Annotated in this window: 13 protein-coding genes and 1 other RNA gene; 5 read left to right on the forward strand and 9 right to left on the reverse strand. The window is 58.6% G+C overall.

The genetic code is table 11. The annotated features are described in order from the left end of the window. Window positions 1-169: 169 nt before the first annotated feature. The 7 genes from ssrA to KRR23_RS09805 all read right to left on the reverse strand — a co-directional run bounded on the left by ssrA (window position 170) and on the right by KRR23_RS09805 (window position 8,684). Window positions 170-563, reverse strand: a transfer-messenger RNA (tmRNA) gene (gene ssrA / locus KRR23_RS09775). Window positions 564-656: 93 nt separating this feature from the next. Further along, window positions 657-932: a hypothetical protein gene (locus KRR23_RS09780; RefSeq protein WP_103318571.1), complete on the reverse strand. Its 276-nt coding sequence runs from the start codon at window positions 930-932 to the stop codon at window positions 657-659. A gap of 163 nt (window positions 933-1,095) precedes the next feature. Beyond that, window positions 1,096-3,906, reverse strand: coding sequence for an FAD-binding and (Fe-S)-binding domain-containing protein (locus KRR23_RS09785; RefSeq protein ID WP_216742345.1), 2,811 nt, complete (start codon window positions 3,904-3,906; stop codon window positions 1,096-1,098). Next, on the reverse strand, window positions 3,903-4,574 hold the full coding sequence (locus KRR23_RS09790; protein ID WP_216742346.1) for a lactate utilization protein C: 672 nt from the start codon (window positions 4,572-4,574) through the stop codon (window positions 3,903-3,905). Before KRR23_RS09790 ends, KRR23_RS09785 begins: the two co-directional genes overlap by 4 nt. Then, entirely contained in the window at window positions 4,574-6,028 is a 1,455-nt protein-coding gene (locus tag KRR23_RS09795; protein WP_216742347.1) for a LutB/LldF family L-lactate oxidation iron-sulfur protein, read from the reverse strand. Before KRR23_RS09795 ends, KRR23_RS09790 begins: the two co-directional genes overlap by 1 nt. Then, window positions 6,025-6,849, reverse strand: a complete 825-nt coding sequence (locus tag KRR23_RS09800) for a (Fe-S)-binding protein (protein WP_216742348.1) — start codon at window positions 6,847-6,849, stop codon at window positions 6,025-6,027. The genes KRR23_RS09795 and KRR23_RS09800 overlap by 4 nt, the downstream gene beginning before the upstream one ends. A 146-nt stretch (window positions 6,850-6,995) precedes the next feature. Beyond that, window positions 6,996-8,684: a lactate permease LctP family transporter gene (locus KRR23_RS09805; protein ID WP_216742349.1), complete on the reverse strand. Its 1,689-nt coding sequence runs from the start codon at window positions 8,682-8,684 to the stop codon at window positions 6,996-6,998. Window positions 8,685-8,945: 261 nt separating this feature from the next. Here KRR23_RS09805 and KRR23_RS09810 point away from each other — a divergent pair, with 261 nt between their 5' ends. Continuing rightward, window positions 8,946-9,713, forward strand: coding sequence for an FCD domain-containing protein (locus KRR23_RS09810; RefSeq protein ID WP_216742350.1), 768 nt, complete (start codon window positions 8,946-8,948; stop codon window positions 9,711-9,713). A gap of 173 nt (window positions 9,714-9,886) precedes the next feature. Here the strand turns inward: KRR23_RS09810 and smpB are convergent, their stop codons facing one another. Next, a complete protein-coding gene (smpB, locus tag KRR23_RS09815; protein WP_019691770.1) occupies window positions 9,887-10,369 on the reverse strand; it encodes an SsrA-binding protein SmpB in 483 nt (160 codons plus the stop codon). 118 nt (window positions 10,370-10,487) lie between these two features. Between smpB and KRR23_RS09820 the strand changes: the two genes are divergently transcribed. Genes KRR23_RS09820 through KRR23_RS09830 form a run of 3 tightly spaced genes read left to right on the forward strand, consistent with a single transcriptional unit; the run spans window position 10,488 to window position 12,643 of the window. Next, window positions 10,488-11,891, forward strand: a complete 1,404-nt coding sequence (locus KRR23_RS09820) for a sodium-dependent transporter (protein WP_216742351.1) — start codon at window positions 10,488-10,490, stop codon at window positions 11,889-11,891. A 7-nt stretch (window positions 11,892-11,898) separates the two neighbouring features. After that, a complete protein-coding gene (locus KRR23_RS09825) occupies window positions 11,899-12,333 on the forward strand; it encodes a type II toxin-antitoxin system RatA family toxin (RefSeq protein WP_145015679.1) in 435 nt (144 codons plus the stop codon). Beyond that, the gene (locus KRR23_RS09830) at window positions 12,326-12,643 is read left to right on the forward strand and encodes an RnfH family protein (protein ID WP_216742352.1); all 318 of its coding nucleotides are present in this window, start codon (window positions 12,326-12,328) and stop codon (window positions 12,641-12,643) included. The genes KRR23_RS09825 and KRR23_RS09830 overlap by 8 nt, the downstream gene beginning before the upstream one ends. Window positions 12,644-12,703: 60 nt before the next feature. Here KRR23_RS09830 and KRR23_RS09835 read toward each other — a convergent pair whose 3' ends face one another. Further along, window positions 12,704-13,231, reverse strand: a complete 528-nt coding sequence (locus KRR23_RS09835) for an outer membrane protein assembly factor BamE (protein ID WP_054594074.1) — start codon at window positions 13,229-13,231, stop codon at window positions 12,704-12,706. Between the two features lie 97 nt (window positions 13,232-13,328). Here KRR23_RS09835 and fur point away from each other — a divergent pair, with 97 nt between their 5' ends. After that, window positions 13,329-13,733, forward strand: a complete 405-nt coding sequence (gene fur, locus KRR23_RS09840) for a ferric iron uptake transcriptional regulator (RefSeq protein ID WP_019691775.1) — start codon at window positions 13,329-13,331, stop codon at window positions 13,731-13,733. Window positions 13,734-13,806 lie beyond the last annotated feature (73 nt).

Here is a 13,806-nt window from a genome sequence, read left to right on the forward strand (position 1 = left end):
GCTGCGTGTATTCCAAAAAATACCAGTCGTGGGCTTGGAATACCACGTGGAATACACGAATTGTAGGATGAGCTCAGATACCATCGGACCCCTTTGGACCTTAAACCCCTGTATTCACTGGATTTCAGGCACAAAAAAAGACGTCCGTGGACGTCTTTAGATGATGAAGTGGTGGAGCCGGGGGGATTTGAACCCCCGTCCGCCAGTACTCCGCTGTCGGTACTACATGCGTAGCCGTGTCTATTAAGTTAACCCTCAGCGACCCGACGGGCAGGGTGCTTTGGGCGAGTTGTGTAAGTTTTAGCCGCTTCGTCCACAACGTACTGCACGGCGATTCTGTTCTATATGACAATCACTTTGGGTTTACAGACATCCCCTGATGATTGCTGGACCCGAAGGTACCAGGAGGGAAGGGCTAAGGCTGCTTACGCAGCGAGAGCGTATTCCCCGTAGGTTTCGTCATTGGCAACTATAGGAAGTTGCAACAGTGGATTTACGAGTTCTGTTACCAACTCGGCATGCACCTAAAGTTTCGCAACCGGCGTCGAATCCTAAACGGCCCCGAACCTGCTGTGTATAACCAGCAGGTGAACACAGTGTACGCCAATGCGTGGGGCGAGTCGACCTTCTGTCCGCGCTTGTGCGTCAGGGCCGGGTTACTGGCTGTTTTTGTGGCTTTGAACGGATTGCAGCGCCTGCTGCGTCAGGGCTACGCATTCCCGGTCGTTTTTCGCGTCATAGGCGGATTTGGCTTGCTGGAGTTTGCTCGTGGCGTCGCTTTGTGTGGCGGCATCGAGCTTGGTCGCATTGGCCAGTTCGCTGGTGAGTGTTTGAAGATTCCTTGCGCACATATCGCTCTCGTTTGAGGCAAAGGCGTGGGAGGTTGTCAGTGTCGCGCAGATAAGCAGTCCGGCCAGGGCGGATCGCTTCATGGGGTTTCTCCTTGAACAGCGTCGGGAAGCAAGGGGCTTGGGCTTAACAGATAGACTGTGGCGGCGCACAAGGGTTCTTGTGATGCGAGAAAAATAGCGTTGTTTTCGTCGGCAGGAGAGTACAGCAAAGGGGCCGAGCGCCCCTTGCTGGATAGCGTCGATTTCAGAGCGTTTTGGCTTGGGTCACCCGGTCTACCAGGTAAACCAGCCCGTGGTAGTCGATCCCGCCATGCTGGCTCAGGCCGATTTCACAGGTGCGGCTGGTGGAGATGCCTTCGCTGCAATGCTGCACGGCGTCTTTCAATGTGCGCAGTGAGTGAGCGTTCAGTTCAGGTGTGGTGAAGCCCTTGTCGCCGGCAAACCCGCAGCAGTGAATGCCTTCCGGAATCACCACGTTTTTGCTGCAACGTCGCGCCAGATCGATCAACGCCTGGCTCTCGCCGAGGTGCTGAGTGCTGCAGGTGACATGCACTGCAATCGGCGCTTCCTGGGGCGTGAAGTCCAGTCGGTCCATCAAGTGCGTGCGAATGAAACGCACCGGGTCGTACAGGTCCAGGCGCACATCGCCAAGGTCTTGCACCAGGCGTAAGGTGCAGGGGCTGGTGTCGCAATAGATCGGGTCGAGCCCGCCGCGGCTGGCATGCAGCAATGCACCGATCAGCTCCTGGCGTTTGTGCTCGGCTTGCTCGGCATAACCTTTGGAGGCGAATGGCTGACCGCAACAGAGGTTGTCTTGATTGTCTGGCGAGACTACGTGGTAGCCGGCTTTTTCCAGCAGGCCACGGGTCTTGTCGTAGAGCGACATTTGCTCCTTGTCTCCCGCCGCCGGACCCATCACCCGCGACACGCACGCCGCCAGATAGACCACGCGCGGGCGCTCGTCGGTCACCGTCGGGCTGAAACGAATCGCTCGTTCCGGTTGCGGCATGGCGTTGGTCCACTGCGGGATTTGTCCTTTGGACAGCTTGGTCAGCGCAGCGGAAATCTTCGTCAGCCGTGGTGCGCCCAGTAGCATCCGCGCACCGTTGGCCACGTGCAGTGTGAAGCGTGCACCTTGCAGCGCTATGGCGAAATTTCCTTCGAGCCAGTTGGCGGTTTTGGTCCGGGTTGCGGTGCGGCTACGGAGTTTTTTCACCAGTTCGCCGGTATTGATTCCGACCGGGCAGCGTTGTGCACAGAGGCCGGTGGCGGCGCAGGTGTCGAGGCCTTGATATTGATAAGCCTCTTCCAGCGTCGAGGTATCGAGGCCTGCGCGTTTTTTTGCCTGAATGTCCCGCCAGATCACGATGCGCTGGCGCGGGCTCAAGGTCAGGCCTTTCGATGGGCAGACCGGTTCGCAGAAACCGCACTCGATGCACTTATCCACAATCTCGTCGGCGGCCGGAAGCGGTTTCAGGTGCTTGAGGTGGATCTGCGGATCTTCGCTGAGCACCACGTCCGGGTTAAGAATCCCGTTTGGGTCGAGCAGGCGCTTGAGCTGCCACATCAACTGATAGGCATCGCTGCCCCATTCCAGTTCGACGAAGGGCGCCATGTTGCGTCCGGTGCCGTGTTCGGCTTTCAGCGAGCCGCCAAACTCGACGGCGACCAATTGCGCCACGTCGTCCATGAACGCCTGGTAGCGTGCGACTTCTTCCGGGCTGTTGAAGCCTTGGGTGAAGACGAAGTGCAGATTGCCTTCCAGTGCGTGGCCGAAAAGGATTGCTTCGTCGTAGTGATGTTTGTCGAACAGCTCGATCAAACGGTTCACGCCTGCCGCCAGTTGCTCCACCGGGAAGGTCACGTCTTCGATGATCACCGTGGTGCCGGTTTTGCGCACCGCGCCGACGGCGGGAAAGGTGTCTTTGCGGATCGCCCACAGCTTGGCGTTTTCTGCCGGGTCTTGCGTGAAGTCGACCTGTTTCTCCACCGGGAACGCGGCCAGTGAATTCATGATCTGCGCCAGCTGTTCGTGCAACAACGCAGTTGATGCAGCGCGGGATTCGATCAGCAAGGCGCAGGCGTTGGCCGACAGTTGTTGGACGAAGGCCGGCATTCCGGGTTTGTCCTGCACCGAGCGCAGGCTGCGACGGTCGAGCAATTCCACGGCCGAGACCGGTTGGGTTTTCAGCACCGTCACGGCGTTGCAGCAGGTTTCGACATCCGGAAAGACGATCAGCGCCGAGGCTTTGTTCGGATGGTCGATCACCGTGTCGTAGGTCACTGCGCTGATAAACCCCAGTGTGCCTTCGGAGCCCACCAGTAAGTGGCTCAAGATATCCACAGGCTCGTCGAAATCCACCAAGGCATTGAGCGACAGGCCTGTGGTATTTTTCAGACGGTATTTGTGGCGAATCCTTGCGGCCAATTCGGCATTGGCGCGGGTCTCGCGGCCCAAGGTCGCCAGACGCTCCAGCAACTCGGAATGACTGCTGCGAAATGCCGCGACACTGGTGGCGTCCTCGGTGTCGAGCCGGCTGCCATCGGCCAGTACCAGGCGAATGCCGGCCAGCGTGTGGTAGGTATTTTGCGCGGTACCGCAGCACATGCCGCTGGCATTGTTGGCGACGATGCCGCCGATTTTGCAGGCATTGATTGACGCCGGATCGGGGCCGATCTTGCGGCCAAACGGTGCCAGCCAAGCGTTCGCCTGTGCGCCGATCACGCCCGGTTGCAGACGGATTTGTGTGCCCTGACTGCGGATCTCGCGACCGTTCCAGTTGTCGCCAAGGACGATCAGCACCGAGTCGCTGATGGCCTGGCCAGAGAGGCTGGTGCCAGCGGCGCGGAAGGTCACCGGCACCCGGTCACGTTGCGCCAGTTTGAGCAGGGCAACCACTTCGTCTTCAGACTCGACACGAATCACCAGTTTCGGGATCAGCCGATAGAAACTCGCGTCGGTGCCGAAGGCCAGGGTCGAGAGCGGGTCGTCGAAACGCCGGTCTTGTGGAATCAGTTGCTGCGCATCACGCAGGAAAGCCGCCGGTAGACTCATTGGTCCTCCAGGATCAGCACCACCAGGTCTTTCGGACCGTGGGCGCCGTAAGCCAGGACTTGTTCGATGTCGGCGGTTTTCGACGGGCCGGAGACCAGCAATGCGTTGGTCGGCATACCTTGAGCCCACTCGTACTCTTGTTGCACCTGATAGAAGTTGTCGCGAATTTCACTGGCCTTGAGCAGGGCGAAATGCACCGGCGGCACCAGGCTCATCAGCCGTGGTTCTTCGCGGGTGGGCCAGATGATCAAGCTGCCGGTGGCGGCGATCGCTCCGAGGGTGGTGGTCAGGCTGGCCGGGGTGTCATTGAACAACTCGGCTTTCCATTCTTCTACCGGACGGTCGTAGGCCTTGAGTGTGGGCAGGTGGGGATTGTTCGCCCAATGCTGCGTGACTCGTTGCCCGTGTGGTGTAGTCGGTGCGATCAGCAGGCTCGGCAACTGGCGGTCGCGCAGCAATTGCGCGAGCAACTCCGGCCAGCCTTGTTCGCTGGTCAGATGGATTTCAGTGTGCACCGCTTCCATCAGTTTGCGCAGTTGCGGGATGCGTTGTTCCGGGGTGTAAGTGTAAGGCTCGGTCACCAGTGCTTCGTCGAAGTTGTCAGGCACTGGCGTGGTGCCGGTCAGGCTGTTGCGCAGTTTGGCGAGGATGTTTTGCTTGGCGCTCATCAACGTTCTCCCTGTTTGGCCAGATGCTCGCGGGCCATATCGTGCAGTGAGCGAGCGGCGGGTTTCGGTGCGCTGTGGTTTTGTGTCCACGGGCCAATGTTGCTTGGCGTAAGGGCGCGCAGGCGAGTGGCGAAAAAGCCGAACAGCCGATACAGCGTCGGCGAGCTGTTGAGCTTTGCCCAGGCGTTCCAGATGAAGCGCTCTTTGCGCGAGTACTTGCTGCCTTGGCCGCGCATCACTTGATGAGGGCTGTCTGGGGCTTTGACGTTTTCTTCGCGTAGGCGGCGCAGCAGTGCCGGGATCGGAATTTTTACCGGGCAGACTTCACCGCAGGCGCCGCACAGCGACGAGGCGCTCGGGTGGTCCGGGACTTTCGCCAGGCCTACCATGTGCGGGGTGATGATCTTGCCGATCGGGCCTGGGTAAACCTCGCCATAGGCATGGCCACCGATGCGTGTGTAAACCGGGCAATGGTTCATGCAGGCGCCGCAGCGAATGCAGTTCAGCGTCTGGCGCAGTTCGCTGTCGGCAAACGCCTGGCTGCGACCGTTGTCGAGCAAAACCAGGTGCACTTCTTGCGGGCCGTCGAGTTCATGTGCTTTGCGCGGGCCGGAGATCATGTTGACGTAAGTGGTGATTGGCTGACCGAGGGCCGAGCGTGTCAGCAAGGAGAGCAGGGGTACAACGTCGCGCAGGTTTTCGACGACTTTCTCGATCCCGGTGACGGCGATGTGTACCGGCGGCACGGTGGTCGACATGCGGCCGTTGCCTTCGTTTTCCACCAGCAGCAGGGTGCCGGTTTCGGCCACGGCGAAGTTGACGCCGGAGACGCCGATGTCCGCTTCGAAGAATTTCTGCCGCAAGACTTTGCGACCGATCTGAATGAGTTGGTCAACGTCCTTGGTGTATTCCACGCCAAGTTTGTCGTGGAACAAGGACGCGACCTGACCGGCATTCTTGTGGATCGCCGGCATAATAATGTGGGAAGGCTTCTCGTGGTCGAGCTGGACGATGAACTCGCCCATGTCCGACTCAAGGCATTCAACGCCTTGTTCAGCGAGGACATGATTCATCTCCATCTCTTCGCTGACCATCGATTTGCCCTTGATCACTTGCCGCGCCTCGTGAGCACGGATGATCGACAAGACGATGCCATTGGCCTCGTCCACCGTTTCCGCCCAGTGCACTGTCACACCGTTGCGGGTCAGGTTCTGTTCCAGTTGCTCGAGCAGGTCGGGCAACTTGGATAACGCGCGGGCACGAATAGCATTGCCCAGTGCGCGTAAGTGTTCTCGCTCGAAGGCATCGCTGAAGGACGCTGCCCGCTTTGCCATCAGTGAGTCCATTGCACTGCGAAAGTTGTTTCGCAGTTGCTTGTCACCCAACGCCTCGTGAGCCCGGGTGCGAAAATCTTCTTCAACCGCCACCGTTGGAATCAGCGTGGAAGTGCTCATTTTGCACCTCCGGTACGCTGCCAGAGGAAGCTGGCCAGATGTTGGCCGCGTAACGCTTCGTTCTGTTTTTCCAACGAGCCGTTGATGTTCATCAAACAGCCGCAGTCAGCACTCAGCACCGTGTGTGCGCCGGATTCCTTCAGGGCTTTGGTCTTGTCAGCGACCATTGCACCGGAAATGTCTGGCATTCGGACGCTGAATGTCCCACCAAAGCCACAGCATTCACTTTCGTGATCGTGGTCGACCCGCTTCACGTTGCTCAGCTGCGACAACAACTCGCGACCATGCAAGTGGGTGTTCATCTCCCGCCGTGCCGAGCACGAGGTGTGCAACGCCACTTTGACCGGCTTGCCGCTGTCCTTGAGCTGCACCTTGCAGACGAACAGCAGAAACTCGGCCAGCTCATAGGTCCGTGCCGCCAGGGCTTGAACCTGTTTCAACGTGTCCGGCTCGTCCTTGAACAAGTCGGCGTAATGTTCACGCAGCATGCCTGCGCAGGAGCCCGACGGCACCACCACCGGATAGTCGCCGGCAAACAGCGCCAGTTGAGAGCGCGCTACGGTCCGGGCCTGTTCGGTGTAACCCGAGGTGTAGGCCGGTTGTCCGCAGCAGCTTTGCCCTTGCGGGTACTCCACGCGAATGCCTTCGCGTTCGAGCAAGTGAATCGCGTCCATCCCGGCTTCGGGATAAAACAGGTCGACCACACACGTGCCGAACAGGTAGACCCGCTGGGGTTTCTCGCTGGGGTACTGGCGCGGTTGAGGCAGTGGCGGGGCGACACGGGTCGCGTTCGGCACAGCGTTGTAAAAAAGCTCGCTCATCAGGCGTGTCTCTCGGCCGGTTATCCGTCCGCTGAGGCTGCTGACTATAAAGCGAGAAGCTTTCAGCAGCCTTGCAGACCGGGTGGTGAGTCGCTGACGCCAGGGCCAAAGCCCGGCGTCGGTTTTTTCGGCGTTTCGCGTAGCGTTTAGTGCACCAGCATGCCGGTAAACCAGTAGGCCTGGGCCAGCGTAATCAGGCCGACGATAGTGGCAAAGAATAGGCTGTGCTTGAGGGTGAAGCGGAACAGGTCGGATTCCTTGCCCACTAGGCCAGTCGCGGCGCAGGCCACGGCGATCGATTGTGGCGAGATCATCTTGCCGGTCACGCCACCACTGGTGTTCGCTGCCACCAACAGCACGTCGTTGACGCCGATCTGGTGTGCGGTGGTTGCTTGCAGCGAGCTGAACAGCGCGTTGGACGAGGTGTCCGAACCGGTCAGGAACACGCCCAGCCAGCCGAGGAATGGCGAGAAGAACGGGAAGGCCGCGCCGGTGGCTGCCAGCACCAGCGCCATGGTCGATGACATGCCCGAATAGTTGGTGACGAAGGCGAAGGCCAGCACCATGCCGATCGACAAAATAGGCCAGCGCAGTTCAAAGAAGGTTTCTTTTAAAGTGGTAAGACCAATTTTGAAGTTGATCTTCAGGATCAGCATCGAGATCAGGGCGGAGAAGAAAATCGCCGTGCCGGTCGCCGAAATCGGATCAAGTTTGAACACTGCAGGAATCGCAATCGGGGCGGCTACGATTGGGGCGGTCTTGATCACCAGTTGGTCCAGGTGCGGGATGGCGAAGTTGAACACCCAGCTGTACATCGAACCGCCGGCGGCGAACATTGCCTTGAAGGGCTTGAGGGTCCAAATGGTCACCAACGCGGTGAGGATCAGGAACGGCGACCAGGCCTTGAAGATCTCGCCGAAGCTGTACGGCGAAGGCTGGGTCGTACGCGGTTGACCGAAACCTCCGGCACTTCTCACCGTTGCGGCACCGACGCTGGCGGTCGCTTCGGCGAACGAACGCTTGGGCTGCCAGACCTTGAGGAACAGGGTCAGGGAAACCAGGCTGACCAGTGCCGAGGTGATGTCGGGCAGCTCCGGGCCAATGAAGTTCGAGGTGAAGAACTGGGTCACGGCAAAGCTCAAGCCCGCCACCAACGCTGCCGGCCAGGTCTCTTTGACGCCGCGCAGCCCGTCCATCATGAACACCAGCCAGAACGGCACGAACACTGACAGTAGTGGCAGTTGGCGACCCGCCATGGCGCCGATCTTGAACGCGTCGATGCCGGTTACTTGCCCGGCAACGATGATCGGAATCCCCAGTGCGCCGAAGGCTACCGGCGCGGTGTTGGCAATCAGGCACAGGCCGGCGGCGTACAGCGGGTTGAAACCCAGCCCTACCAGCAGCGCGGCGGTAATCGCTACCGGTGCGCCGAATCCGGCAGCACCTTCCAGGAACGCGCCGAAGCAAAAGCCGATCAGCAGCACTTGCAGGCGTTGGTCGTCGGTAATCGACAGCACCGAGCTGCGGATCACTTCGAACTGTCCGCTCTTGACCGTCAGTTTGTAGAGGAACACCGCGGCCACGATGATCCAGGCAATCGGCCATAGTCCGTAGGCAAATCCATAACCAGCAGCAGCGAAGGCCATGTCGACAGGCATCTGGAAGGCAAAGATCGCCACCAGAATCGACAGTGCCAGGGTGATGCTCCCGGCGACGTGTCCTTTGAGGCGAAACACGGCCAAAGCGAGGAAGAAAAATACGATGGGGATAACGGCCGCGAGTGCGGACAAGCCGAGGCTGCCGAGCGGGCTGTAGAGCTGTTGCCAGGTTTGCATATGGGGTGGCCCCTAATTGTTGTTGGTCAGGCACTGGTCAGCGTTCTTGGTTAATTGGTAATACCAATTTACAATCGCTGTTGGCTAGGGTAAAAGCCTTGGGTGTGGTGTGTCAATTTGCCGCCCTGAAACTTTCGTCGAATGAGCGGTGCAGAGGTCATCTGATCTGTTCGATCAAACGCCGTCTGGTAGGTGCTGGCACGACGCCAATAGGCCAGAATAGAGAGCCCGGCGAGCCGTCGGGATCGTGGAGAATGAGTTATGGGGTTTGATCAGATTCGTCAGCGCCGTTTGTCTGACGATATTGTCGAGCGGCTCGAGGGGATGATCCTTGAGGGCACGCTGAAGTCCGGTGAGCGATTGCCGGCGGAGCGCGCTCTGGCGGAGCAGTTCGGTGTATCGCGCCCTTCATTGCGTGAGGCGATCCAGAAACTGACGGCCAAAGGGCTGCTGGTCAGTCGCCAGGGTGGCGGCAACTATGTGGTTGAATCGCTCGGTTCAACCTTCAGCGATCCGTTGCTGCACCTGCTGGAAAGCAACCCCGAAGTCCAGCGTGATCTGCTGGAGTTTCGCCATACGCTGGAAGCTTCATGCGCTTATTACGCTGCATTGCGCGCGACGGATGTTGATCGCGAGCGACTGACTGCGGCATTCGAAGAGTTGCAGGATTGCTACTCGCGGCATGATCAGGTGAGTCGTGCGGAAGAGGGCGCGGCGGATGCGAACTTTCACCTGGCCATTGCCGAAGCCAGTCACAACGCGGTGCTGTTGCACACTATTCGCGGGCTGTTCGATCTGCTCAAGCGCAACGTGGTGACCAACATCGGTGGCATGTACAAGCAGCGCGTCGAAACCCGCGACATGCTGATCAGTCAGCACCGGGAGTTGTATCAGGCGATTATCGAAGGGCGTGCAGAGCAGGCGCGAGAAATCTCCAGCCGACACATTTTGTATGTGCAGGAAGTGCTCGAAGAAGTGCGTCAGGAAATGCAGCGCATGGCTCGGGCGGAGCGGCGCAAGGGGATGTAGCTGTGTGAGTGGATTTTGTGTGGCGAGGGAGCTTGCTCCCGCTGGGGTGCGAAGCGCCCCTCAAGCCAGTCATTACAATCGCGCAGACGGAATATGTTTACCGTTTTACGACTGCTTCGCAGCCGAGCGGGAGCAAGCTCCCTCGCCACAGTGGTCGCGTTCAGGCTGGAAGATTAATCTTCCTTGCCCTTGTTCCGCACCGCTCGCTGCAACTCGCGACCGGCATCGCGTTCGCGCTCGGTATCACGCTTGTCGTATTCCTTCTTGCCCTTGCCCAGAGCGATCTCGCACTTGATCAAGTGCTTGCTCCAGTACAACGACAGGCAGACGCAGGCGTAACCCTTCTGTTGCACGGCGGCAAACAGCTTCTCCAGCTCGCGCTGGTTGAGAAGCAGCTTGCGCGTGCGCGTCGGGTCGGCGATGACGTGGGTGCTGGCGGTGGTCAGCGGAGTGATATGACTGCCGAGCAGCCACGCCTCGCCATCCTTGAGCAGCACATAACTGTCGACCAGTTGTGCCTTGCCTGCACGCAGACTCTTTACTTCCCAGCCGGCCAGGACCATGCCAGCCTCGAATCGATGTTCGATGAAGTAATCGTGTCGCGCCTTTTTATTCTGCGCGATGGTCCCTTCGGGGTGTTTCTTCTGTTTAGCCATAGGGGCGGCATTATAGGGAGTTGCACGCGAGTCGGCTACGGTGAACCTGCGTGCTTGAGCGCATTGAGTGAATCCCGGACAATGCGCCCTCTTTTTTGATCGGTTGGGCGTGTTCAGGATGTCGTCAGACAAGGTTTCAGTCCACGGTAGTTGGGCTAGCCGTTGGGTTTTCATACTCGCTGCGACCGGTTCAGCCGTGGGGCTGGGTAGTATCTGGAAGTTTCCCTACATGGTCGGCGTCTATGGCGGCGGCGCGTTTGTGTTGGTGTTTCTGGCGTGTATTGCGCTGATCGGCGTGCCGGTGATGCTGGCCGAAACCCTGATCGGTCGCCGTGCCCGGCAAAGTCCGGCAAACGCCTTGAAGGTGCTGGCGCTTGAAGCCGGGCATTCGGCGAAATGGTCCTGGGGCGCGTTTGCCGGGATGATCACGGCACTGCTGATTCTGTCTTTCTATAGTGTGGTGGGCGGTTGGTCGCTGGATTACATCATCGACATGGGGCGTGGTGACTTCCAGGGCGTGACGGCCGATCAGGTCGGCGCCTATTTTGGCGGGGTGATCGCCGACCCTTGGCGTCTGACGCTGTGGCACACCCTCTTCATGTTGCTGTCGGCGTTCGTTATTGCTAAAGGCGTCGTCGCGGGGCTTGAGCGCAGCTTGCGGATCATGATGCCGTTGCTGTTCGTGATGCTGGTGATTCTGTTGGGCTATAGCCTGACCACCGGACACTTCATGGAAGGCGTGCATTTCATGTTCGACTTCAACCCGGACAAATTGCTGGACGGCTTGCTGCCAGCCATGGGGCATGCGTTTTTTTCCCTGAGTGTCGGTGTGGGCTCGATCATGATCTACGGCGCTTATATGCCTAAGCATTCGTCGATTTCCGGGACCATCGTCGGCGTTGCGTTGCTGGATACCTTTGTTTCGCTGCTGGCCGGTCTGGCGTTGTTTCCGATTGTGTTTGCTGCCGGTTTGAACCCAAGCGAAGGGCCAGGATTGATGTTTGTCAGTCTGCCATTTGCCTTTGGTAACGTTGCATTCGGCCAGTTGATGGGTGTGGTGTTTTTCGTACTGGTGGCGATTGCGGCCTGGAGTTCGGCGATTTCCTTGCTGGAGCCGATGGTGGCCTACCTGATTGAGCGGACCAACATCCGTCGTGGCTGGGTGACGTTCTGGCTGGCATTCAGTTGCTGGTTTGTTGGCTTGGGAACGGTGTTTTCCTTCAATATCTGGAAGCAGGCCAAGTTTTTCGTGAATGATGGCGGTGCGTTTCACCTCTACCAGTGGGGGGCGCAAAATGGACTGGATTTCTTTGGCGTGATCGACTTCTTCACCTCGCGGATCATGTTGCCGCTCGGTGGTTTGTGCTTTGTGGTGTTTGCAGGTTGGGTGATGGGCCGTGAAGCGGTGCGCGACGAACTGTCGATGCGCAGCCCGGCATTGTTTGCTCTGACATTGTTCTTGATGCGCTATGTGGCGCCAATCGGCATTCTTGTAGTGTTTGCCGCCCAGCTGTGGAAGTGACGCTGACATGACGACACATATTCAACGTTCGGCCCTGTTGCCGTATCCGGCGCAAGCGCTGTATGACCTGGTCAATGACGTGGCGCGTTATCCGGAGTTTTTGCCCTGGTGTTCCGAGGCTGAAGTGCTGGAAAGCTCTGCCGTGCACATGCGTGCAAGCGTGGGTGTGGCCAAGGGCGGGTTAAGCCAGCATTTCGTGACGCGCAATACGCTGGTGCCTGGGCAATCGATCGAGATGAATCTCGAAGAGGGTCCATTCAATCAGCTGCATGGTGTTTGGGTGTTCAAGCCGTTGGGTGAGAAGGCCTGCAAGATCAGTCTGGACCTGTCGTTCGATTATGCCGGGCCGATTGTTCGGGCGACCCTGGGGCCGTTGTTCAATCAGGCGGCTAACACGCTGGTGGACGCGTTCTGCCAACGCGCCAAACAGCTGCATGGTTGAGTCGGTGATTGAGGTCGAGGTGGTGTATGCCGCTGTCGATCGCCAGGTGTTGCTCAAGGTGGCGGTGCCTGTAGGCACTACTTTGCGAGCGGCGCTGGCTGAATCAGGCATCGCCGAGCAGTTTCACGAACTGGACCTGACGACTTGCCCTGTAGGGATTTTTGGCAAGGTTATTGCCGATCCCGAGAACCGTCAGATTCAGGCGGGTGACCGCATCGAGATTTATCGAGCGTTGCTGGCGGATCCAAAAGAGGTTCGCCGGCTTCGTGCGGCCAAGGCTGCGGCGCAGGCCAAGGCTCGGGATCAGTAGATTTCACAAATGGCAGGCAACAAAAAGCCCGGCATGCCGGGCTTTTTGTCGTGTCGCAATTTACTGCGGCGATGTGTCCAACGGTGTTGGCGTCGGGACCGGAACGGTTTCGACCTTGTCGACGTCCTTCTGGATCTGGTCCAGCAGCGAACCTGGTTTTACCGGTTTCTCTGGCTTTGGCTTCTCGGCGTTTTCAGCAGGGGCGGTTACGGTGGTGCCGCTGTTCTTGCCGAGAATCGCTTCGTCACGGCTCACGCCAGGCATGAAATCGCCCGACAGGCTGACTAGCTGGTCGTTAGGGTTGAAGATAACGCTGATGCGTTCCTGTTGGCGTTCACCGCCGCCTGGCTGCAGGCTATACAAGTAATCCCAGCGATCGGCATGGAACGTGTCGGTCAGCAGAGGGTTGCCCATGATAAACCGTACTTGCCGACGGGTCATTCCCGGGCGTAACTGGTCTATCATGTCCTGCGTGACGACATTGCCCTGCTGGATGTCGATTTTGTAAACCCCGGGGAATGAACAACCGGCGAGTGCGAGCAGTCCCACAAAGGTGAAACTGGTTAGCAAGAGCTTGGTGTTTTGCATCGGTGGGCGACTTCCACTATCTTGGCTGGGACAACGTAAACGCCGATCATACCCGCATTAAGAGTAGCTGCGAAGCAGCATCGCGAGAAAGCTGACCATGGTTGAAAATAGCGAACTACGCAAAGCCGGCCTTAAAGTGACCCTGCCACGGGTCAAAATTCTGCAAATGCTCGATTCCGCCGAGCAACGTCACATGAGTGCTGAAGATGTTTACAAGGCGCTGATGGAAGCTGGCGAGGATGTCGGTCTGGCCACGGTTTACCGTGTGCTGACCCAATTCGAAGCGGCTGGTCTGGTGGTCCGTCACAATTTCGACGGCGGTCACGCGGTCTTCGAACTGGCGGACGGCGGTCACCACGACCATATGGTTAACGTGGAGAACGGTGAAGTGATCGAGTTCTTCGAGGAAGAAATCGAAAAGCTTCAGAAGGCAATCGTCGAGAAGCACGGCTTCGAGTTGGTGGATCACAACCTGGTGCTGTACGTACGCAAGAAAAAGTAAGCATGTCGCGCGGATTTCTGGTCCGCGATACGAACGAAGGCGACCCAAGGGTCGCCTTCGTGCTGTCTGGTGA

Origin of the sequence: Pseudomonas sp. CVAP#3 (assembly GCF_018986375.1) — a bacterium.
Taxonomy (GTDB): Bacteria; Pseudomonadota; Gammaproteobacteria; order Pseudomonadales; family Pseudomonadaceae; genus Aquipseudomonas; species Aquipseudomonas helvetica.

Coding starts and splice junctions, on each gene's coding strand:
- KRR23_RS09780 (WP_103318571.1), bottom strand. CDS start 932: ATGAAGCGATCCGCCCTGGCCGGACTGCTTATCTGCGCGACACTGACA.
- KRR23_RS09785 (WP_216742345.1), bottom strand. CDS start 3,906: ATGAGTCTACCGGCGGCTTTCCTGCGTGATGCGCAGCAACTGATTCCA.
- KRR23_RS09790 (WP_216742346.1), bottom strand. CDS start 4,574: ATGAGCGCCAAGCAAAACATCCTCGCCAAACTGCGCAACAGCCTGACC.
- KRR23_RS09795 (WP_216742347.1), bottom strand. CDS start 6,028: ATGAGCACTTCCACGCTGATTCCAACGGTGGCGGTTGAAGAAGATTTT.
- KRR23_RS09800 (WP_216742348.1), bottom strand. CDS start 6,849: ATGAGCGAGCTTTTTTACAACGCTGTGCCGAACGCGACCCGTGTCGCC.
- KRR23_RS09805 (WP_216742349.1), bottom strand. CDS start 8,684: ATGCAAACCTGGCAACAGCTCTACAGCCCGCTCGGCAGCCTCGGCTTG.
- KRR23_RS09810 (WP_216742350.1), top strand. CDS start 8,946: ATGGGGTTTGATCAGATTCGTCAGCGCCGTTTGTCTGACGATATTGTC.
- smpB (WP_019691770.1), bottom strand. CDS start 10,369: ATGGCTAAACAGAAGAAACACCCCGAAGGGACCATCGCGCAGAATAAA.
- KRR23_RS09820 (WP_216742351.1), top strand. CDS start 10,488: ATGTCGTCAGACAAGGTTTCAGTCCACGGTAGTTGGGCTAGCCGTTGG.
- KRR23_RS09825 (WP_145015679.1), top strand. CDS start 11,899: ATGACGACACATATTCAACGTTCGGCCCTGTTGCCGTATCCGGCGCAA.
- KRR23_RS09830 (WP_216742352.1), top strand. CDS start 12,326: ATGGTTGAGTCGGTGATTGAGGTCGAGGTGGTGTATGCCGCTGTCGAT.
- KRR23_RS09835 (WP_054594074.1), bottom strand. CDS start 13,231: ATGCAAAACACCAAGCTCTTGCTAACCAGTTTCACCTTTGTGGGACTG.
- fur (WP_019691775.1), top strand. CDS start 13,329: ATGGTTGAAAATAGCGAACTACGCAAAGCCGGCCTTAAAGTGACCCTG.